The sequence below is a fragment of the Micromonospora andamanensis genome (genome assembly GCF_016863495.1).
GTDB classification, from domain to species: domain Bacteria; phylum Actinomycetota; class Actinomycetes; order Mycobacteriales; family Micromonosporaceae; genus Micromonospora; species Micromonospora andamanensis.
Genome location: NZ_BOOZ01000004.1, coordinates 218069 through 238769 on the forward strand (window position 1 = coordinate 218069; position 20701 = coordinate 238769).

The window sequence follows — 20701 nt, forward strand, 5'->3', positions numbered from 1 at the left end:
GGCGGGTGGGTTTAGCGGGGTTGGGCTTGGGGGCGGGAACCGGTGGGGCCGAAGGCGGTGAGGAAGCGGTCGCGGAACTCGTTCATCGGCCAGACCGGGGCGTTCGGGTCCGGGGTCAGGCCGTCCTGCCAGCCCCAGTCGTTTGTGCGTTGGAGCACCGCCTGGTCCCTGGTCACGATATGGATCGGTACGTCGTGGCTCGGGTTCTCGCCGGTGACCACCGGCGCCGGCTGGTGGTCACCGACGAAGACCAGCACGGTGTCGTCGTCGCCGTACGTCTCCACGTAGGAGATGAGGGTACGAAGTGTGTAGCTGATCGAGTGCCGGTAGCCGGTACGGGCCTGCGCGGTGGGCGTACCGATGATGCCCCGTCGGAACACCTCGCCGTCGTCGATGGTGTCCCAGTCGACGAGCGACGGCACCTTGGTCCAGGGGGAGTGGCTGGAGACCAGGGCCAGCTCGGCCATGACCGGACGGTCCCTAGGTCCGGCCAGCTCCCGCTCGTGGAAGCGGTGGATGGCGAACTGGTCAGGCATCGGCGCGAAGGCGAACTTGGGGCCCTGGTAGTCCAGGTCGGGGCCGCTGTAGAACTGCTCGTAGCCGTAGAACGCGCCCTCCGGCCAGGCCTGGTTCACCGCCGGCATGACCCCGACCGTACGCCAGGAGGCGCGCTGGAAGGCGTCACCGAGGGTGAACCGATCGGTGGCGAGCAGGTTGCGGTAGCGCTGGTTGTTGTCGACCCAGAGACCGGACAGCAGGGTGGCGTGCGCCAACCAGCTCGCGCCGCCGATTGTCGGCGAGGTGAGGAAGCCACTGCGGGTGGCGAAGCCGGCCGTGGCCAGCCGACCGGCGCTCTCGTCGAGCATCCGGGGGATGGCGGCGAACTCGGCGTCGGTGACCGCGTCGCGGCCGTAGCTCTCCACGAAGGCGATGATGACGTTCTTGTCGCGTAGCCCGGTGAGCAACTGGTCGGCGGGCACGTCGCGGAACGGGTCCACGCCCACCTCGTCGGCGAACACCTGGCGGTCGTACAGCCGGTCCCGGACCTCGGCGGCGTGCTCCTGCACGAGGATTGTGGCATTGGTGTCGGCCAGCGGCATGGCGGGCACGATCCGCACCCCGAAGGCGGCCAGCACCGCCCAGACCACCACAAGCGTGGCCACCGCCCGCGTGCTGCCGGTCCGGTGCCGCGTGAGCAGCCCGGACAGCCGCACCGTGGACAGGGCGGTCAGCAGCGGCACGGCCAACAGCAGTAGCCCGACCCCGAGGGCGATGGCGATCGCGCCCGGCCGACCGATCGACTCGGCCACGAAGGTGAACGCCTCGTCCAGCAGCGACCAGTCCAGCACCAGGTCGAACGGGCGACCCAGCGAGGAGTAGAAACCCAGGTCACCGACCTTCACCACGGCGACCAGCCCGAGCAGTCCACCGGCCAGCGCGGCCACCACCCGGCGGGGTCGACCGGGCAGCGCGAGCAGCAGCGCGGCCAGCAGCAGCGCCTCCAGCGGGATCCGCAGGAACGCGCCGGGTTCCAGCTGCCACGGCCGGTTGGGCAGGGTGAACGTGACAAGCACCAGCACGGCCGCGAGCGTGGTGACCACCCGAGCGACGATCCGCCGCCGAGGGGTGACCGCCACCGGCCGGGACGCGGCGTCATCCCCTCCGGCCCCGCGCACGTCCATCGCCCCGGTGTCGCGTGCGTCGACCGCCTCGGTCGGGGCCGCCTCGACGTGGTGACCGCGCGGGTCCGTGGCGGTGTTCGGGTTCTCGTCCGGGCGTGGCGTGGCCGCCGGGTCGACTATCGACAACTGGGTCTCCCGGGTCAGCGCAGCGACAGGACGGGTGCGGTGGACAGGTCACGCTCGTCGACCCGATCGACCCGCCGCACGCCGATCGTGACAGTCGGTACGGTCGGCACCGCCGGCACCACCAGGGCCGGCACGGTCCGGACCGCCCGGTGCCGCCACAGCCAACTGACGTCGCGCCCGAACGACTCGACGAGCATGCCCAACGCGGCGACAAGTACGACTGTCGTCAGCATCCCGGGCAGCACCTGGGAGGCGGCGACCGCGAGCATGATCCCCTGGACCGCGGCGACCACCTTACGCCAGTACCGGGGCGGCAGCTGCGCGTCCATCCAGGGCAGCACCCAGCCGGCGGCCAGGAAGACGTAGCGCATCAGGCCGATGGCGAGCACCCAGACCCCGACCGACGGGGCGACGTAGAGGCTCAGCATCAGCACCAGGAACGAGTCGACCTCCATGTCGAACCGGGCGCCGAGGGCGCTCGTGGTCCCGGTGCGGCGGGCCACCTTGCCGTCGACCGCGTCGAGGGCCAGCGCCACCGCCGTCATCGCCACCAGCACCGCCACCGGCGCGGGGCGACCGCCGGTCAGCGCGTCGGCGATCAGCGCGGTCACCGCCCCGACCAGCAGCCCACGACCCATCGTCACCCAGTCGGCGGGTCCCAGCCGGTCCGTGCCCGCGTGACGCAGGCCACGTACCAGCGCCAGGCAGGTCACGACACCGTACGCGAGCCCGGCCAGCCAGCCCGCGACACCGAGACCGACAGTCGCGGCGACCCCCGCCAGCAGCATGATCTGGACGATGAGCCCGATTTGCGGACCGGTTCGAACTGTGGACACCGTGCCTCCGTGTTTATGATCGACGACCCCTGACTGGGAACTACGGAAAATACGACGGATCGGTTCGGTCCGGACGCAGGTAAGGAGAAAAACCGGTGACGCGATCCGCCCTCGCCTTCTGGCTCCGGGCTCCCGGCGTGGGGGAGATCCGCCCGGTGGCGCTGCCGGAACCGGGCACCGACGAGGTCCTGGTACGCAGCCGCTACTCCGGGGTCAGCCGGGGCACCGAGACGCTCGTCTTCACCGGTGGTGTGCCCGCCAGCCAGTACGCGGCGATGCGCGCCCCGTTCCAGGAGGGAGACTTCCCGGCCCCGGTCAAGTACGGCTACCTCAGCGTCGGCGAGGTCGAGCAGGGCCCGGCCGACCTGCGCGGGCGTACCGTGTTCTGCCTGCACCCGCACCAGAGCGCGTACGTGGTGCCGGCGGCGGCGGTGACCGTCGTACCGGCGGAGGTGCCGGCGGCCCGCGCGGTGCTGGCCGGCACGGTGGAGACCGCGGTCAACGCGTTGTGGGACGCCCCGCCCCTGGTCGGTGACCGGGTCACTGTCGTCGGGGGTGGCATGGTCGGGTGCGCCGTGACCGCGCTGCTGGCCCGCTTCCCCGGCGTCCGGGTGGAGCTTGTCGACACTGACCCGACCCGCGCCGAGGTGGCCGCCGCGTTGGGCGTCGACTTCGCCACCCCCGAGACCGCCGCTGACGGCCGTGACCTGGTGGTGCACGCCAGCGCCAGCGCCGCCGGCCTGCAACGTGGCCTGGACCTGCTCGCTCCGGAGGGCACCCTGCTGGAACTGAGCTGGTACGGCGACCGGCAGGTGCAGCTGTCCCTCGGTGGTGCGTTCCACTCCGGACGGCTATCCATCCGCAGCAGCCAGGTCGGCATGGTCGCTCCGGCGCGACGTGGCAGTCGCAGCTACGCCGACCGGATGGCCCTCGCCCTGGACCTGCTCGCCGATCCGGCGTTCGACACGCTGATCACCGGGCGGTCACCGTTCGCGGAACTGCCCGACGTGCTCGCCCGACTCAGCGGGGGCGACCTGCCCGCGTTGTGCCACCTCATCACCTACGACGGGGAGTGAACCGTGTTCAGCGTGACCGTCCGTGACCACATCATGATCGCCCACAGCTTCCGGGGGCAGGTCTTCGGCCCCGCCCAGCGGCTGCACGGCGCGACGTTCGTCGTCGACGCCACCTTCCGCCGCCCCGACCTGGACGACGACGGCATCGTGGTCGACATCGGGCTGGCCACCGACCAGCTCAAGGCGGTGCTCGGCGAGCTGAACTACCGCAACCTCGACGACGAGCCCGCCTTCGCCGGGGTGAACACCACCACCGAGGTGCTGGCCCGCACCATCGCCGACCGGCTCGCCGACCGGGTACGCGCCGGCCAGCTCGGCGTCGGCGCCCGGGGCCTGACCGGGATCACCGTCACCCTGCACGAGTCGCACGTGGCCTGGGCCAGCTACGAACGGGCGCTGCCGGGCTCGACCGCCGCCGGTGAGGGCACCGCCTGACGTGCCGACCCTGCACGTGATCCTGCCGGGCGACATCGACGACCCGGCGTCACCAAGCGGCGGCAACGGCTACGACCGGCGGATCTGCGCCGGGCTCGCCGCCGCCGGCTGGTCGGTCCGCGAACATGGCGTACCCGGGGACTGGCCGCGACCGTCCCCGGCGGCGCGGGCCGCGCTGGCCCGGGTGCTGGCCGGACTGCCGGAAACCGCACTGGTGCTCGTCGACGGCCTGGTCGCGTCGGTGGTGCCGGACGTGCTCGCCGCGCACGCCGGGCGGTTACGCCTGGTCGCGCTGGTGCACCTGCCCCGGGAGGACGACGAGGAGGCCCGGGCGCTGGCGGCGGTCACCGCGGTGGTCGCCACCAGCACCTGGACCCGCGACGCGCTGCTGCGGCGGTACGCGCTGCCGGCCGAACGGGTGCACGTGGCCCCGCCGGGGGTCGACCCGGCGCCCCTGGTACCCGGAACGGCGAGCGGTTCGGCGCTGCTCTGCGTCGCGGCGGTCGCCCGGCACAAGGGCCACGACGTGCTTGTCGAGGCGCTGACCTCGCTTGCCGACAGCTCCTGGACGTTGACCTGCGTCGGCCCGCTGCACCGGGAGCCGCAGTTCGTCGACCGGCTACGGGAGCGGATCACCGTCGGACGGCTGGGCGACCGGATCCGACTGGCCGGGCCGTTGGCCGGTGACCGGCTCGCCGCCGCGTACGCCGCCGCTGACCTGCTGGTGCACCCCTCACGCGGTGAGACGTACGGGATGGTGGTGACCGAAGCGTTGGCGCGTGGCGTACCGGTGCTCGCCACGGCCGTCGGTGGACTGCCCGACACCCTCGGCCGTACGACGGCCGGCGACCGGCCGGGCCTGCTGGTGCCGCCCGACGACCCGACCGCCCTGGCCACCGCGCTGCGCCGGTGGCTCGACGACGTGGCCCTGCGCGAGCAGCTGCGACACGCCGCGGCGCAGCGACGGGACACCCTGTCCGACTGGAACGGCACCGTCGCCCAGATCACCATGGCCCTGAAGGAGGCGTCGGCATGAGCATCGATCTCCCGCCCGATTTCGCGCGGTGGCTCGCGCTGCGGGAACCCGCAGATGTGGCGGCCCGGTCCACGGAACTTGTCGACACGCTGCGGGCGGCGCTGCCCGGCCACGGACCTCGGGTGGTGCACGATCTCGGTGCCGGGACCGGCTCGCTGGCTCGCTGGCTGGCCCCGCTGCTGCCCGGCGCGCAGCACTGGATCCTGCACGACCAGGACCCCGACCTGCTGGCCCGGGCCCGTGCCGGCATGCCCGCCACCGCCGCCGACGGCGCACCGGTGACCGTCGAGACGCGCCAGGGCGATCTGACCCGGCTGACCGCCGCCGAGCTGGCCGACGCCGCCCTGGTCACCGCCTCCGCCCTGCTCGACATGCTGACCGGCGAGGAACTCGACAGGCTGGTAGCCGCCTGCGCCGGAGCCGGGTGCCCGGCCCTGTTCCTGATCTCCGTGACCGGCGCCGTGCGGTTGACCCCGGCCGACCCGCTGGACGACCAGGTCGCCGCCGCCTTCAACGCCCACCAGCGCCGTACCGTCAACGGCCGCCGGCTGCTCGGGCCGGACGCCGTCGACGCCTGCGCCGCCGCCTTCGCCCGGCACGGGGTGGCGGTGCAACTGCGGCCCAGCCCGTGGCAGCTCGGTCCGGACCAGGCCGCCCTGGCGGCGGAGTGGTTCACCGGATGGCTCGACGCGGCCCGCGAGGAACGCCCTGCGCTGACCGCCCTTAGCGACGAGTACGCCCGGCGTCGGCTGGCGGCGGCTGAAACCGGTCGCCTCGGGGTACTTGTCGGTCACGTCGACCTGCTGGCGCTGCCCCGTTGAACCGGCAGCCCACCAGGTACGTGCGTACAGTCAGGGAAGATCGCCATGCCGGGGAGGCACGAGTGGGGGATGAAGCTGGCAGCGCCGTGCCCACGGCGACCCCGGTGGGCCGGTCGTTCTGGGGCTGGGCCCGACTGCTACTGGGCCTGGCCGTCCTCGTGGGGTTGCTCTGCTGGCTCGGCACCGGACCGTTCCTGGCCGGGCTACGGCTGATCGACGCGCCCGCGCTGGCCGCCGCGCTCGCCATAGGTGTCCTCACCACGGTCTGCGCCGCCTGGCGCTGGAGCCTCGTCGCGGGTGGCCTCGGCGTACGCCTGCCACTGCGGGAGGCGGTCGCGCACTGCTACCGGGCGATCTTCCTCAACGCGACGCTGCCCGGTGGGATCCTCGGCGACGTGCACCGTGCGGTACGTCACGGCCGTGAGGTAGGTGATGTCGGTCGCGGCATCCGGGCCGTGGTGTGGGAGCGGATGGCCGGGCAGGTGGTGCTGGTAGTGGTCGCCGTGGTGCTGCTGTTCGCCTTCCCGTCGCCGGTGCGTCCGTTCCTGCCGGTGGCGACCGCCGTGGCGGTGGCGGTGCTGGTCGCCGTGCTGCTGGCGGCCCGACTGCTGCCGCAGTCGGGGGCCTCCCGGTGGGCTCGCGCGCTGGGTACCGCCGTCTCCGACGTCCGTCTCGGGCTGCTCGCTCGGCGCACCTGGGCCGGGGTGCTGCTCGCCTCCGCGCTGGCGGTCGCCGGGCACCTCGCGACGTTCCTGGTGGCGGCGCGCACGGCGGGCTCCACGGCCCCGTTGAGCCTGCTGCTGCCGCTGACCCTGCTTGCCCTGCTCGCGATGGGGGTACCGGCGAACGTCGCCGGGTTCGGCCCCCGCGAGGGGGTGGCCGCGTGGGCGTTCGCCGCCGCCGGCCTGACCGCCGCCGAGGGGGTGGCCACCGCGACGGTGTACGGCGCTCTGGTGCTCGTCGCGAGCCTGCCCGGAGCCGCCGTGCTAATGGCCCGACGTGTCCGTGTACCCGCCACCGTCTGACGAGGAGACCCATGTCCGAATCACTGCCTGTCGCCACCATCCGGACGCAGGTCACCGTGCCGCTGCGGTTCCCCGACGGCTACACCACCACGGCCCGGCTGTTCACCTTCGACGGGCTGATCGACGGCCGGGAGCACCTCGCCTTCGCCCTCGGTGACACGAGTGCGGCGGAACGCGGCGGTGACGTGCCGCTGGTCCGCCCGCACAGCGAATGCCTCACCGGCGACGTGTTCGGCAGCCAGCGCTGCGACTGCGGGCCGCAGCTGCGCGAGGCGGTGCAGCGGATCGCCGACGTCGGCGGCTACCTGCTCTACCTGCGCCAGGAGGGCCGGGGCATCGGGTTGTACGCCAAGCTCGACGCGTACGCGTTGCAGGACGCGGGGCTGGACACCTTCGAGGCCAACGTGGCGCTCGGTCACGCCGAGGACGAGCGCGACTACACGGTGGCCGCGCAGATGCTCGCCGCGCTCGGCGTCGGGCCGATCGCGGTGCTGAGCAACAACCCGGAGAAGACCGAGCAGCTGGGCCGGCTCGGGATCACGGTGACCGAGCAGGTGCCCACGGGTGTGTTCCTGTCCCCGGCCAACGCCGACTACCTCGCGGCGAAGGCCAGCCGCGCGGCCCGCGCCGCCGACCTCCCCTGCGTCCGGTGACCGGCCCGCCCGGGGTGGCGCGGCCCTACGTGCTGCTCAGCTGCGCCACCTCGATAGACGGCTACATCGACGATGCCACCGACGAGCGGCTGCTGCTGTCCAACGACGCGGACCTCGACCGGGTGGACGAGGTCCGGGCGGGCTGTGACGCGATCCTGGTCGGTGCCGGCACCGTCCGCCGCGACGATCCCCGCCTGCTGGTGCGCTGCGAACGGCGTCGGGCCGAACGGGTGGCCCGTGGCCTGCCGGCCTCACCGACCCGGGTGACCATGACCGCCTGCGGCGACCTGGACCCGGAAGCCCGGCTCTTCACCGTCGGCGACACGGACCGGATCGTCTACAGCGCCAGCGGTGCGGTGGAGAAGACCCGGCACCGGCTGGGCGAGCTGGCCACAGTTGTCGACGCCGGTGACCCGGTCGACCTGGCGCGAATGCTCACCGACCTCGCCGAGCGGGGGGTGGGCCGACTGCTCGTCGAGGGCGGCGCGGTGATGCACGGCCAGTTCCTCGCCGCAGGACTCGCCGACGAACTGCACCTGGTGGTGGCCCCGTTCTTCGTGGGCGACCGTCGGGCGCCCCGGTTCGTCGGCGAGGGCCACTTCCCGTGGCACCCGGGCCGCCGGGCGCAGGTGGTGGAGGCACGCCAGATCGGTGACGTGGTGCTGACCCGCTACGCCCTGTCCGAGCGTTGCGAACCGGCGTAGGGCACCTGACGTCGCCGGCTGCGGTATCTCCCGGTCTCCCGTGCGGCGGCGGGGCGCGACATGCCGCAACTCAGGGTGTCCGGGAGGCCGGAGAACGCGCTCTGCCGCATCACGCGGTCTCCGGGAGGCGGGACGGCGCAACCTGCCGCATGTCGGGCTAACCCGAGGGGCGGTCGAGGAACATCAGGAGGGCACGCTTGTCGGGCAGGTCCACGAACGGGCCGTCGACGAAGCCGGCCCGGCGCAGCCGGGCGATCGCCTTGTCGTTGCGGGCGTCAGGCTCCATCACCAGCCGCAGCCGGCGGGGGTCGGTGAAGACGAAGGCGACGAACTCGTCGAGCAGCGCGCCGGTGAAGCCCGGCTCGGCCCGCACCGGTGTGCCGATCAGCAGGTGACCGCCGTGGTCGCCGGGGCGTACCGGGTAGCACTCGCCGACCGGGTCGTGCTCCGGTTCGTAGGTCTGGAACAGCGCCACCGGCTCGCCGTCGCGCAGCGTGAGGTACGCGTGATGAGTGGACAGCGAGTCCACGTACCTGTAGATCTCGGCGACCCGGTCCCGGTCGGCGTCGCGCATGCCCCAGAACCGGGCCCGTTCCTGGCGTACCCAGGAGTGGATCACGTCGGCGTCGGTGTCGGGGTCGACAGGCCGGAAGGTGACCACCCCGAACCGGGGCAGGTGCCGCTCGTAGTGGTGCCGGTCAGTCATCGTGCTCCTCGGTCAGCCGGTCCCAGGCACAGGTCACCGTGATCAGGTCGCCGTCCACCCACAGCGGTAGCTGGTCGTCGCGGTGCGGCCCGGCCCCGGTTGCGCCGAGCGGCACCACCCAGCGGCTGTCCTCCCGCCGGGCCAGGTCCCACACGTAGCGGGCCGTCGGTCCGCGCAGGCACCTGTCGGTCACCCCGGGGACGCTTGAGGTGGCCAGCACGCAGTCGTGGTCACCGGAGAGTTCCGGCCCCGGCGGCGCGGCCGGGTCGGGCAGTGCCCGCCACGGCAGGAGCCGGTGCCGCTCGCCCCAGCGACGGGTGTCGCCGGCGGCCACCTCCGCCAGGGCCTCGCGCAGCAGGTCGGACCGGTCCAGGCCGGGCAGGTCCGCGTGCAGCAGCGGGGTCATCGCGTACCCGACCCGGGGCAGCAGGGCCAGCCAGGGCCGGAACACCTCCGGATGGGTGGGTGGTTCGGCCAGTGCCGCCAGCGCGGGGTGGTCGGCCAGCCGGCGGGTCACGGCGGCCCGCAGCTCGGCGAAGGCGGCGGCGTCGACGCTGTCGGCGGCCATCCGGCGGTCCCAGGCCAGCAGACGTTCCCGCAGCCCAGCCGCGGGTCCGTCGAGCCCGTCCAGCCCGGCGACCAGATCCAGCAGCGGCCCGGCGGCGGCAGAGTAGGTGTCGGTGTGCACCGTCGCCTGTTGGTCGGCGTGCCAGTCGGTGGCCCCGTCCAGCAGCTGCCGGATCCGGTCGGCCCGGTACGGCGGCGCGAACTCCACCCCGAGCCCGGCGGAGATGCCCCGGTCGTTCGCCATCACCGCCACCTGGTCGACAGGTGCCTTCGGCATCGGGTGCCAGCCCTGCCAGGCGTGGGCGGCCTCCCAGCCGGGGACCATCCGCAGTCCGTTGTCGGGGTGCCGGCGCGGCACCCGGCCGGCCACCCGGTGCAGCAGCCCGCCTGCGGTGTCGGCCGCGAGGACCACGTTCACCGGCTCGACCCAGCCGTCCAGCGCGTCGTCGACGTCGTCGACGCTGCGTGCCCGCAGCAGCGCCGGCAGGACGTTGAAGCCCAGCTCACCGAGGACGCGGGGCGGATAGCGCAGGCTGACCGTGACGGCCGGGTCGTCGTCCGGCCCACCGGACACCAGCGGCCCCCGCTCGGTCTCGATCACCTCGACCTCGACCGGCTCGGCACCGGCCACCTCGACCGTCTCGACGTGCCGGTGGGCGGGCCGCCACCCGTCCGGCCCGTACGCCTCGACCCGGTCGCCCCGGCGGCGCAGCCGTTCGGCGTAACCGTCCTGGTAGTCGGCCATCGCGTTGGTGATCGCCCAGGCGACCTCACCGGCATGGCCGAAGTGCGGGATGCCCGGAACGCCGGGCACGGCGAAGCCGAACACGTCGTACTCCGGGCAGGCCAGGCGGATCTGCTGGTAGATGCCGGGCGCCTCGATGAACCGGTGCGGATCACCGGCGATCAGGGCACCGCCGGTGGCGGTGCGGTCGGCGGTGAGCAGCCAGCCGTTGCTGCCTGAGGTGACGTGGCTGTCGACGGCGAACAGACCGACCGCCTGCGGGCCGAGCCGACGAGCCACCTGGTCGCGCCAGAGTTTGGTGCCGAAGCCGGCGAAGAGCACGTGGTGGCCGAGCCAGAGCGCGAGCGGCGTCCACGGTTGCCAGCGGCCCGGTCGCAGGCCGGTGGCGGCGAACTCCGGGGCCCGCGCCGCACCGGCGGCCAGCGTGGCGTTGACCCCGTCCACGTAGCTGCCCACCCACTGCGCGGTGGCCGGGTCGAGGGCGGCGTGGCAGCGTCGCGCGGTGTCGTCGAGCCGCGCCCGGCGGGCGAAGCTGTCCCAGGCCACCGCCTCGACGCCGAGGAACGCCGCGGAGGTGCCCTGGGACCGGTGCCGTTCCACCTCGAGCTGCCAGGCCCGGTCCAGGGCGGTGACCCGGCCCTGGGCGTGGGCGAGCGAGAGGTGGTCGTCGGCGCGCAGGTGCGGGATGCCGTAGCCGTCGCGGTAGCGGCGGGTGCTCACCGCGCCACCGTACCGACTCGGGCGCGGGCCGCCGGCACCACGAGCGGAGTACCGGTCTCCGGGTCCTCGATGACCCGGCACGGCAGGCCGAACACCTCCTCGACCAGTTCGGCGGTGACGATCCGGCGTGGCTCGCCGGCCGCCACCACCCGCCCGTCGCGCATCGCGATCAGGTGGGTGGCGTAGCGGGCGGCGTGGTTGAGGTCGTGCAGCACCGCGACGAGCGTGCGGCCCTGCTCCTCGTGCAGGCGGGCACACAGGTCGAGGACCTCGATCTGGTGGGCGATGTCGAGGTAGGTGGTCGGTTCGTCAAGCAGCAGCAGGGGTGTCTGCTGGGCCAACGCCATGGCCAGCCAGACCCGCTGACGCTGGCCGCCGGAGAGTTCGTCCACCAGCCGGTCACCGAGGTCGTCGACCCCGGTGGCCGCCATCGACTCGGCGACGATCCGCTCGTCGTCGGGGGACCACTGCCGCAGCAGCCCCTGGTGCGGGTACCGGCCCCGGGCCACCAGCTCGGCCACCCCGATGCCGTCGGGAGCGGTCGGCGACTGGGGCAGCAGCCCGAGCGTCCGGGCCACGGCTCGGGCGGGCAGCCGACGGATGTCGGCGCCGTCGAGCAGTACCGCCCCGACTGTCGGCTTCAGCAGTCGCGACAGCGCCCGCAGCAGGGTGGACTTGCCGCACGCGTTCGGGCCGATGATGACCGTGAAGGAGCGGTCGGGCACGGCGACGGTCAGGTCCTCGGCGACGACCCGCCGGTCGTAGGCGAGACGTAGTCCGCTGCCACCCAGCCGGGAGGTCGACATGCTTGTTGCTCCGTTCTCGTTCGAGGGTGCCGCCGGCCGGCCGGCGGGGTCGTCGTCGGTCGGGCGACCTGTCGGTCTCGTCACAGCCGACCTGCCCGGCGCTCGGTGGCCAGCAGCCATACCAGGTAGCCGCCGCCGATCACGCCGGTCACCACGCCGACCGGGAGTTGGCCGGGGAGGGCTCGCAGCGCGACCTGATCGGCGAGAACGGTGATCAGCGCGCCGATGACCGCCGCCGGCAGCAGGGTGACTCCCGGTGACCGGGTGAGCCGTCGGGCCAGGTGCGGGGCGGTGAGCGCGACGAACGGCACCGGGCCGGCGGCGGCCGCGGACAGGGCCACCAGCAGCACGGCCCCGGCGAGCAGCAGCATCCGGGTCCGCTGCACGCGCACGCCCAGCCCGCTGGCGGCGTCGTCGCCCAGCTCGGTCATCCGCAGCGCCGGAGCGCAGGCGAGCAGCGCCGGCATCAGCACCGCGAGGGCGGCCAGCAGCGGCACCGCGTCGGACCAGCCGCGACCGTCGAGGCTGCCGGTGAGCCAGAGCATCGCCCGGGAGGCGCTCATCAGCGGTACCCGGGTCATCAGGTAGCCGTTGACGCCGGTGAGGATCGCCGACACACCGATGCCGACCAGCACCAGCCGGTAGCCGTGTACGCCGCGCCGCCACGCGATCAGGTAGATGAGCAGGCCGGTGACAATGCCGCCGAGGGCCGCGGCGCCGGCGAGGACGGCGCTGCCACCGCCGACGGCGACCACGACGAGCGCACCGGTGGCCGAGCCCTGGGTGAAGCCGAGCACGTCCGGGCTGCCCAGCGGGTTGCGGACCAGTGACTGAAAGACCGCCCCGGCCAGGCCGAGCGCGGTGCCCACGGCCAGGCCGGTGGCCAGTCGGGGCAACCGCAACTGGGTGACGATGAACTCCTCGGCGGGGCTGCCGCCGCCGGTCAGCGTGCGGAGGACGTCGGTCGGCGACATCGGATACTCACCGTGTCCGACGGCAAGCACGCCGACGGCGAGGGTGAGCAGCAGGCAGACCGTGCCGACGGCGAGGACGCGTGGCTGCAGCCGGACCGAGAGCCGGCCGGGAGTGCGGATCACGATCATGAGCGGGCCGTCCTCGTCCTGAGCACCAGGGCCAGGAACAGCGGGCCGCCGACCACCGCGGTGATCAGACCCACCTGGAGTTCGCCGGGGCGGCCGAGGACCCGGCCGAGCACGTCGGAGCCGAGCAGCAGCACCGGGGCGAGCAGCGCGCAGTAGGGCAGCAGCCAGCGCAGGTCGGGACCGGTGAGGGCGCGGACCAGGTGCGGCACGAGCAGCCCGACGAAGACGATCGGGCCGCAGGCGGCGGTGGCGGCCCCGCAGAGCAGCGTGATGGCGATGATCACAGCGGCCCGGGTCACGGCGGGGCGGGCACCCAGGGCCTGCGCCGCGTCGTCGCCGAGGGCGAGCGCGTTGAGCGGGCGGGCGGCGGCAAGCGCGACAACCAGCCCGACGGCGATGAACGGCAGCACCCGCAGCACGGTGCCGGTGTCGGCACTGGCCAGTGACCCGACGGTCCAGAAGCGCAGCCGTTCCAGGCCGGCCGCGTCGAGCAGCATCACCGCGCTGACGTACGAGTACAGCGCCGCGTTGAGCGCCGCGCCGGCCAGGGCCAGCCGGGCCGGGGTGGCCGTACGCCCACCCCCGACGGCGTACACCCCGACGGTCACGACGGCGGCGCCGAGCAGGGCGAACCACACCTGGCCGGTGCCGCCACCGAGGCCGAACAGGGCGGTGGCGGTGGCGATTGCGGCGGCCGCCCCGGAATTGATGCCGAGCAGCCCGGGGTCGGCGAGCGGATTACGGGTCAGTGCCTGCATCGCCGCGCCGGCCACCCCGAGCGCGGCGCCGGCCACGAGCCCGAGCAGCGTACGGGGCAGCCGCAGCTCCCGCACCACCGCGTACTCGGCGGCGTCGCGGTCGGTCAGGGCGTGCCAGACCTCGCCGGGGGGGATCGGCTTGGCGCCCACGGCCATGCTGAGCACCGCGACAGTGAGCAGGGTAAGCGCGGCCATGAGGAGACCGCTGGCACGCAGGGCGGTACGGCGCTGCCGGGGTGGTGCGGTCGACCGGGTCGGCGTCTCACAGGGTGGCGACTCGATGACGGACAGTGTGAACTCCAGTGTGGTGCGAAACGCCGTCGGGACTTGACAGGAGTCGAGTCTAGGCAGGAAGTTAGGTTAGGTTAGCCTAACCCCCGGCTGTCCATGGTCCGAGACCCTGATCGAAAGACGACACGAATGTCTGAGCACCTCGCCCCCCGTCGCCTCTCCCGCCGGGGGCTGCTCGCCGTCGGCGGTGCCGCCGTGGCCGCCGCACTCGTCGGCTGTGGCCGTGACGACAACGCCGGAGCCAGCACCGATAACGCCTCCGGTCCCTGGTCGTTCACCGACGACCGCCCCGAGGAGGTCACCGCCGACGCCCGACCCGAGCGGATGGTCGCCTTCACCGGCTCCGCTGCGGCCCTGGTCGACTTCGGACTCAGCCGCGAGGTGGTAGGCGTGTTCGGCGAGACGAAGAAGGCCGACGGCAGCGTCGAGCCGCAGGCCGGCGACCTGGACGTGGAGAGCGTGGAGATCCTCGGCAACGTCTGGGGCGAGTTCAGCGTCGAGAAGTACGCGGCCCTGCGTCCGGAGCTGCTGGTCACCCACATGTACGACCCGGGCGCCTACTGGTACGTCCCGGACGAGAGCAAGGACAAGATCCTGCCGCTGGCACCGGTGGTGACCATCACCACCGCCCGGGTGCCGATGACCAAGCCGATCGAGCGGTACGCCCAACTCGCCGAGTCCCTCGGCGCCGACCTGTCGGCACCGAAGGTCACCGACGCCAAGGCCCGGTTCGAGGCCGCCGCCGAGGCGGTGCGCCAGGCCGTCGCGGCCAACCCGGGCATCAAGGTGATGGCCGCCTCCGGCAGCCCCGACCTGTTCTACGTCTCCAACCCCAAGGTCAGCACCGACCTGATGTATTTCGCCGAACTCGGCGTCGACATCGTGGTGCCGACCAAGCTGGAAGCCGGCGACTACTTCGAGGCGCTCAGCTGGGAGAACACCGGCAAGTTCCCGGCTGACCTGATCCTGCTCGACAACCGCAGCACCGCCCTGCAACCCACCGACCTGGCCGCCAAGCCCACCTGGAAGCAACTGCCCGCCGTGCAGGCCGGGCAGGTCACCCCGTGGGACGCGGTGCCCCGCTTCTCGTACGCCGGCGCGGCTCCGCTGCTGGAGAACCTCGCCAAGGCGATCCAGGGAGCGAAGAAGCTCACCTGACGTCGCCGGGTGGCCGGCCGCGGTCGACCACCGCGCCGGCCGCCCCGCCACCGCCCTCCCAGAACCGCAGTGCCCGCCGCCCACCTGTCGTGCGGCGGGTTCCGGCTGCCCGAAAACCGAACCGCCGAGCGTGGAGGACACGTCCATGACCCTGCCGGTGCACACCGCCGAGGCAACGCCGACCCACCCGCAGCCCAGGGCGACACCAGCCCGGGCGCACGTGCTCAGCGCCGAGACAGTCGAGCAGTACCGCCGCGCGGTGGCCGCCGGCACCGACCGGGTGGCCCGTCGGGTGGCCGAGGCGACCGGACCCTTCACCGGCGTACGGCCGGACGAACTCGCCCCGCAGGTGGAGGCGATCGACCTGGACCGGCCGCTGGGCGACACCACCGCCGCGCTCGACGAACTGGAGGACGTCTACCTGCGCGACGCCGTCTGGTTCCATCACCCGCGCTACCTGGCCCACCTCAACTGCCCGGTGGTGATCCCGGCGCTGCTCGGTGAGGCCGTCCTCAGCGCGGTGAACTCCTCGATGGACACCTGGGACCAGAGCGCCGGCGGCACTCTGATCGAACGTCGGCTCATCGAGTGGACCGCCGACCGGATCGGCCTCGGCCCGGCCGCCGACGGGGTGTTCACCAGCGGCGGCACCCAGTCCAACCTGCACGCGCTGCTGCTGGCCCGAGAGGAGGCGCTGGCCGCCGCGACGCCCGCCGACCGGCGGATCATGCTGCCCCAGCTTCGGATCATCGCCTCGGCGGCAGGTCACTTCAGCGTGCAGAAGGCGGCCAAGCTGCTTGGCCTGGCACCGGACGCGGTGGTGGTGGTGGAGACCGGCCCCGACCGGCGGATGCGTCCCGGCGCGGTCCGGCACGAGATCGCCCGCTGCCGGCGGGCCGGCCTGACCGTCATGGCTGTGGTGGCCACCGCCGGCACCACCGACTTCGGCACCATCGACCCACTCGACGAGATCGCCGAGGTGTGCGCCACGGCCGGTGTGTGGCTGCACGTCGACGCCGCGTACGGCTGCGGGCTGCTGGTCTCGCCGACCCGCAGGCACCTGCTCGACGGCATCGAACGCGCCGACTCGGTCACCGTCGACTACCACAAGTCGTTCTTCCAGCCGGTCAGCTCCAGCGCGCTCGTGGTCCGCGACCGGCGGACCCTGCGGCACGCCACCTGGCACGCCGACTACCTCAACCCGGCCCGGATGGTGGCCCAGCGCATCCCCAACCAGGTCGACAAGAGCCTGCAGACCACCCGCCGGTTCGACGCGCTCAAGCTCTGGCTGACCCTGCGGGTGATGGGGCCCGACGCCGTGGGTGAGCTCTTCGACGAGGTCTGCGACCGGGCCACCCAGGCGTGGCAGCTGGTCGCCGCCGACCCGCGCTTCGAGGTGCTGACCCGCTCGCAGCTGAGCACCGTGGTGTTCCGCTGGCGACCCACCGGACCGGGCCGGGAACTGGCCGACGCGGCGAACCTGCGGGCCCGCGAGGCGCTGGCTGCCTCCGGTCTCGCCGTGGTCGCCGGCACCCGGGTCGACAGCCGGCAGTACCTCAAGTTCACAGTCCTCAACCCGGCCACCACCGCCGACGACGTCGCCTACGTGCTGGATCTGATCGCCGAGCACGCCGGCCGGTACGTGCACGAACACGCGGGAACGGCCGCCGCCGACCTGACCTGCCCGGTCGGCTGACCATGCCACCCGCGAACCCGAGCCTGGAGGGCCGGATGTCCAACCACGACTTCATCGGGATCGGCCTCGGCCCGTACAACCTCGGCCTGGCCTGCCTGACCGCCCCCATCGCCGACCTCGACGGCCTCTTCCTGGAGGCCCGTGACGACGTCTCCTGGCATCCCGGCATGCTGCTGGAGTCGTCCCGGTTGCAGACGCCGTTCCTGGCCGACCTGGTCACCCTCGCCGACCCCACCTCGCCGTTCTCCTTCCTCAGCTATCTCAAGGAGATCGGCCGGCTCTACCCCTTCTACATCCGGGAGAGCTTCTTCCCACTGCGGGTGGAGTACGACGCGTACTGCCGCTGGGCCGCCGCCAAGCTGCCCAACGTGCGGTTCGGGCACCAGGTCACCACCGTCGAGTACGACCCGGCCGACGAACGGTACGTGGTGACCGCCACCGTCGACGGCGACACCGTCACCCACCGGGCCCGGCACCTGGTGCTCGGCACCGGCACCCCGCCCCACCTGCCGGACGCCTGCGCCGGCCTGACCTCCGACGCGGTGCACAACTCGCGGTACCTGGAACACCGGGACGCGTTGCGGGCCAAGCGGAGCATCACCATCGTCGGTAGTGGGCAGAGCGCCGCCGAGATCTACCACGACCTGCTCGGCGACATCGGCACCCACGGCTACCAGCTGAACTGGGTGACCCGCTCGCCTCGCTTCTTCCCGCTGGAGTACACAAAGCTCACCCTGGAGATGACCTCGCCGGACTACGTGGACTACTTCCGCGCGCTGCCAGAGCCCACCCGGTACCGGCTGGAGGCCGAGCAGAAAGGGCTGTTCAAGGGGATCTCCGCCGACCTGGTCAACGACATCTACGACCTGCTCTACGCCTCAAGCGTCAACGGCCCGGTGAACACCCGGCTGCTGACGAACACCGAGCTGACCGAGGTGACCCACGACGAGAGCACCGGCGTGCACACCCTCCGGCTGCGCCACGTCGAGCAGGAACGCGACTTCACAGTGGACACCGAGGGGCTGGTGCTGGCCACCGGGTACCGGTACGAGGTGCCGGCGTTCCTGGAGCCGATCCGGCACCTGCTGCGCTTCGACGACCACGGCCGGCTCGACGTCGCCCGCAACTACAGCGTGGACACCACAGGACGTGGCGTGTTCCTCCAGAACGGCGGCACCCACACGCACAGCATCACCTCGCCCGATCTCGGCATGGGCCCGTACCGCAACAGTTGGATCATCCGGGAGCTGCTCGGTCGCGAGCCGTACCCCATCGAGAAGTCGATCACCTTCCAGGACTTCGGGGTGACCGGGTGAGCCAGTTCGCGTACACCCGGCACGATCGGCGACTCGGCGAGTTCGCCCTGCGTACGCTCGACGTGGCTGCCGACGCGCCGCTGCTGCACCGGTGGGTGGCCCATCCCAAGGCGGCGTTCTGGCTGATGCAGGACGCCGACGTCGACGCCGTGGCCGTCGAGTACCAGCGCATCGCCGAGCATCCGCACCACGAGGCGTACCTCGGCCTGTGGCGCGGCGAGCCGGCGTTCCTGGCCGAACGGTACGACCCGGCACACGTCGAACTGGTGGGCCTGCACGACGCGCGGCCCGGTGACGTGGGGATGCACTTTCTCTGCGCGCCCACCGACACCCCTGTCGCCGGCTTCACCCGGGCCGTCATCACCACGGTGATGGCCTGGCTCTTCGCCGACCCCGCCAGCGAGCGGGTGGTGGTCGAGCCGGACGTGCGCAACACCGCAGTGCACGCGCTCAACGCGGCTGTCGGCTTCGAGGTGATCGGACCGATCACCAAACCGGAGAAGACCGCCCTGCTGAGCATCTGCACCCGGCAGCGGTTCCTGGCCGCCACCGAACCCGGCACCGAACCCGCCACCGATGCCGCCGTCGCGGCCGGCACCGAAGCGAAGGAGCATCACCTTGACCACTCGTGACCCGGTCGCCCACCTGCGCCCGGAGACCTGGGAGCGGGCCAACCGCCTGCTGGTGCGCAAGGCGCTCGCCGAATTCACCCACGAGCGCCTGCTCACCCCCGAGCCGGACGGCCCAGCCGCCGACCGTACCGGCCGCCGGTGGTACGCCGTCACCGCCGCCTCCGGCGCGGTTCGGTACCGGTTCGCGGCCCGGATGCTGACTCTGGAGCACTGGGACATCGACCCGGCGAGCATCACCCGGCACCGCGACGGCGAGCCGCTGCCGCTGGACGCCGTCGACCTCTGCCTCGACCTGCGTGACGCCCTCGGCCTCACCGACCGCATCCTGCCGGTCTACCTCGAGGAGATCAGCTCCACCCTCGCCGGCATCGCGTACAAGCTGGACCGGGCGCTGCCCAGCGCGGCGAAACTTGTCGAGGCCGACTTCCAGACCATCGAGACGTCGATGACCGAGGGGCATCCCTGCTTCGTGGCCAACAACGGCCGGCTCGGCTTCGGCGTCGACGAGTACCACAGGTACGCCCCCGAGGCCGCCCAACCGGTACGGCTGATCTGGCTCGCCGCCCACCGCGACCACGCCACCTTCACCAGCGCCGCCGACCTGGACCAGCAGACGCTGCTGCGCACCGAACTCGGCGAGGCGACCCTCGCCCGGTTCGCCGGGACCATGACCGAACTGGGCCTGGACCTCGCCGACTACCACCTCATCCCGGTGCACCCCTGGCAGTGGTGGAACAAGCTGTCGGTCACCTTCGCCGGCGAGGTGGCGCGTCGCCGGCTGGTCTGCCTCGGTGAGGGCCCCGACGAGTACCTCGCCCAGCAGTCCATCCGCACCTTCTTCAACGTCAGCCATCCCGAGCGGCACTACGTCAAGACCGCGCTGTCGGTGCTGAACATGGGCTTCATGCGGGGCCTGTCGGCCGCGTACATGGCGGCCACCCCGGCCATCAACGACTGGCTTGCCGACCTGATCGACCGCGACCAGGTGTTCCGGGCGACCGGGCTGACGATCATCCGGGAGCGGGCCGCCGTCGGCTACCGGCACCGTCAGTACGAGGCCGCCACCGACCGCTACTCGCCGTACCGCAAGATGCTTGCCGCGCTCTGGCGGGAGAGTCCGGTGCCTGACCTGGCTCCGGGCCAGCGACTGGCCACCATGGCGTCGCTGTTGCACGTCGACAGCGACGGGCGGTCCTTCGCCGCCGAGCTGATCGCCGCTTCCGGCCTGGCGCCGGCAGCCTGGCTGCGCCGGTACCTGAACGCCTACCTGACCCCGCTGCTGCACGCCTTCTACGCCTACGACCTGGCGTTCATGCCGCACGGTGAGAACGTCATCCTGGTGCTCCGCGACGGGTTCGTCGAGCGGGCGATCTTCAAGGACATCGCCGAGGAGATCGTGGTGATGAGCGCGGAGGCGCCGCTGCCGCCGGCGGTGGAGCGGATCCGGGCCGACATCCCGGAGGACATGAAGCTGCTGTCGATCTTCACTGACGTCTTCGACTGCTTCTTCCGGTTCCTCGGCGCGACGCTCGCCGACCAGGGTGTCATCGGCGAGGAGGAGTTCTGGCGTACCGTGGCCGGCTGCGCCACCGAGTACGCCGGCCAGGTACCCCACCTGGCCGACCGGCTGGCCCGCTACGACCTGTTCGCTCCGGAGTTCGCACTGTCCTGTCTCAACCGGCTGCAACTGCGCGACAACCAGCAGATGGTCGACCTGGCCGACCCCTCCGCCGCCCTGCAACTGGTCGGCGCCCTGACCAACCCGCTGGCCCGGTTCGCACCGTCCTGACCGTCGGGCACGCCCCGGTC

General features: G+C 72.6%; 17 protein-coding genes and 1 pseudogene. 12 read left to right on the forward strand and 6 right to left on the reverse strand.

Annotation, left to right across the window (positions count from 1 at the left end; all coding sequences use genetic code 11):
* Positions 1-11: 11 nt before the first annotated feature.
* Positions 12-2596, reverse strand: a pseudogene (locus Van01_RS33920) (CDP-alcohol phosphatidyltransferase family protein).
* A 143-nt stretch (positions 2597-2739) separates the two neighbouring features.
* Here Van01_RS33920 and Van01_RS05860 point away from each other — a divergent pair.
* From Van01_RS05860 to Van01_RS05890, 7 genes are all read left to right on the forward strand, one after another.
* Positions 2740-3720: a zinc-dependent alcohol dehydrogenase gene (locus Van01_RS05860; protein WP_204001433.1), complete on the forward strand. Its 981-nt coding sequence runs from the start codon at positions 2740-2742 to the stop codon at positions 3718-3720.
* A gap of 3 nt (positions 3721-3723) precedes the next feature.
* On the forward strand, positions 3724-4155 hold the full coding sequence (locus Van01_RS05865; protein WP_204001435.1) for a 6-pyruvoyl trahydropterin synthase family protein: 432 nt from the start codon (positions 3724-3726) through the stop codon (positions 4153-4155).
* Positions 4139-5191: a glycosyltransferase family 4 protein gene (locus tag Van01_RS05870; protein WP_239098884.1), complete on the forward strand. Its 1053-nt coding sequence runs from the start codon at positions 4139-4141 to the stop codon at positions 5189-5191. The genes Van01_RS05865 and Van01_RS05870 overlap by 17 nt, the downstream gene beginning before the upstream one ends.
* Positions 5188-6012, forward strand: a complete 825-nt coding sequence (locus Van01_RS05875) for a methyltransferase domain-containing protein (RefSeq protein WP_204001437.1) — start codon at positions 5188-5190, stop codon at positions 6010-6012. Before Van01_RS05870 ends, Van01_RS05875 begins: the two co-directional genes overlap by 4 nt.
* A 62-nt stretch (positions 6013-6074) precedes the next feature.
* Positions 6075-7037: a lysylphosphatidylglycerol synthase domain-containing protein gene (locus Van01_RS05880; RefSeq protein WP_204001447.1), complete on the forward strand. Its 963-nt coding sequence runs from the start codon at positions 6075-6077 to the stop codon at positions 7035-7037.
* An 11-nt stretch (positions 7038-7048) separates the two neighbouring features.
* Positions 7049-7690, forward strand: coding sequence for a GTP cyclohydrolase II (locus Van01_RS05885; protein WP_204001450.1), 642 nt, complete (start codon positions 7049-7051; stop codon positions 7688-7690).
* Complete coding sequence (locus tag Van01_RS05890; protein WP_239098885.1) at positions 7687-8394, forward strand: RibD family protein; 708 nt, start codon at positions 7687-7689, stop codon at positions 8392-8394. The genes Van01_RS05885 and Van01_RS05890 overlap by 4 nt, the downstream gene beginning before the upstream one ends.
* Before the next feature lie 157 nt (positions 8395-8551).
* Here Van01_RS05890 and Van01_RS05895 read toward each other — a convergent pair whose 3' ends face one another.
* The 5 genes from Van01_RS05895 to Van01_RS05915 form a co-directional block, all read right to left on the reverse strand.
* Positions 8552-9100 (reverse strand): GNAT family N-acetyltransferase, encoded by a 549-nt coding sequence (locus Van01_RS05895; protein ID WP_204001453.1) that lies wholly within the window; start codon positions 9098-9100, stop codon positions 8552-8554.
* Positions 9093-11132 carry a penicillin acylase family protein gene (locus Van01_RS05900; RefSeq protein WP_204001456.1) on the reverse strand — a complete coding sequence of 680 codons (2040 nt, stop codon included), beginning with the start codon at positions 11130-11132 and terminating at the stop codon, positions 9093-9095. Before Van01_RS05900 ends, Van01_RS05895 begins: the two co-directional genes overlap by 8 nt.
* Positions 11129-11938 carry an ABC transporter ATP-binding protein gene (locus Van01_RS05905; RefSeq protein WP_099845871.1) on the reverse strand — a complete coding sequence of 270 codons (810 nt, stop codon included), beginning with the start codon at positions 11936-11938 and terminating at the stop codon, positions 11129-11131. Before Van01_RS05905 ends, Van01_RS05900 begins: the two co-directional genes overlap by 4 nt.
* 80 nt (positions 11939-12018) lie before the next feature.
* Positions 12019-13041 (reverse strand): FecCD family ABC transporter permease, encoded by a 1023-nt coding sequence (locus Van01_RS05910; protein WP_204001459.1) that lies wholly within the window; start codon positions 13039-13041, stop codon positions 12019-12021.
* Positions 13038-13994: a FecCD family ABC transporter permease gene (locus Van01_RS05915; RefSeq protein WP_239092941.1), complete on the reverse strand. Its 957-nt coding sequence runs from the start codon at positions 13992-13994 to the stop codon at positions 13038-13040. Before Van01_RS05915 ends, Van01_RS05910 begins: the two co-directional genes overlap by 4 nt.
* Before the next feature lie 225 nt (positions 13995-14219).
* Here Van01_RS05915 and Van01_RS05920 point away from each other — a divergent pair, with 225 nt between their 5' ends.
* The 5 genes from Van01_RS05920 (at position 14220) to Van01_RS05940 (ending at position 20681) form a co-directional block, all read left to right on the forward strand.
* Complete coding sequence (locus Van01_RS05920) at positions 14220-15248, forward strand: ABC transporter substrate-binding protein (RefSeq protein ID WP_204001463.1); 1029 nt, start codon at positions 14220-14222, stop codon at positions 15246-15248.
* A 145-nt stretch (positions 15249-15393) separates the two neighbouring features.
* Positions 15394-16944, forward strand: coding sequence for a pyridoxal phosphate-dependent decarboxylase family protein (locus Van01_RS05925; RefSeq protein ID WP_204001466.1), 1551 nt, complete (start codon positions 15394-15396; stop codon positions 16942-16944).
* Between the two features lie 35 nt (positions 16945-16979).
* The gene (locus Van01_RS05930; protein ID WP_204001469.1) at positions 16980-18260 is read left to right on the forward strand and encodes a lysine N(6)-hydroxylase/L-ornithine N(5)-oxygenase family protein; all 1281 of its coding nucleotides are present in this window, start codon (positions 16980-16982) and stop codon (positions 18258-18260) included.
* Positions 18257-18892 carry a GNAT family N-acetyltransferase gene (locus Van01_RS05935; protein WP_204001472.1) on the forward strand — a complete coding sequence of 212 codons (636 nt, stop codon included), beginning with the start codon at positions 18257-18259 and terminating at the stop codon, positions 18890-18892. Before Van01_RS05930 ends, Van01_RS05935 begins: the two co-directional genes overlap by 4 nt.
* The gene (locus Van01_RS05940; protein WP_373306210.1) at positions 18837-20681 is read left to right on the forward strand and encodes an IucA/IucC family protein; all 1845 of its coding nucleotides are present in this window, start codon (positions 18837-18839) and stop codon (positions 20679-20681) included. The genes Van01_RS05935 and Van01_RS05940 overlap by 56 nt, the downstream gene beginning before the upstream one ends.
* The last annotated feature ends 20 nt before the right edge of the window (positions 20682-20701 follow it).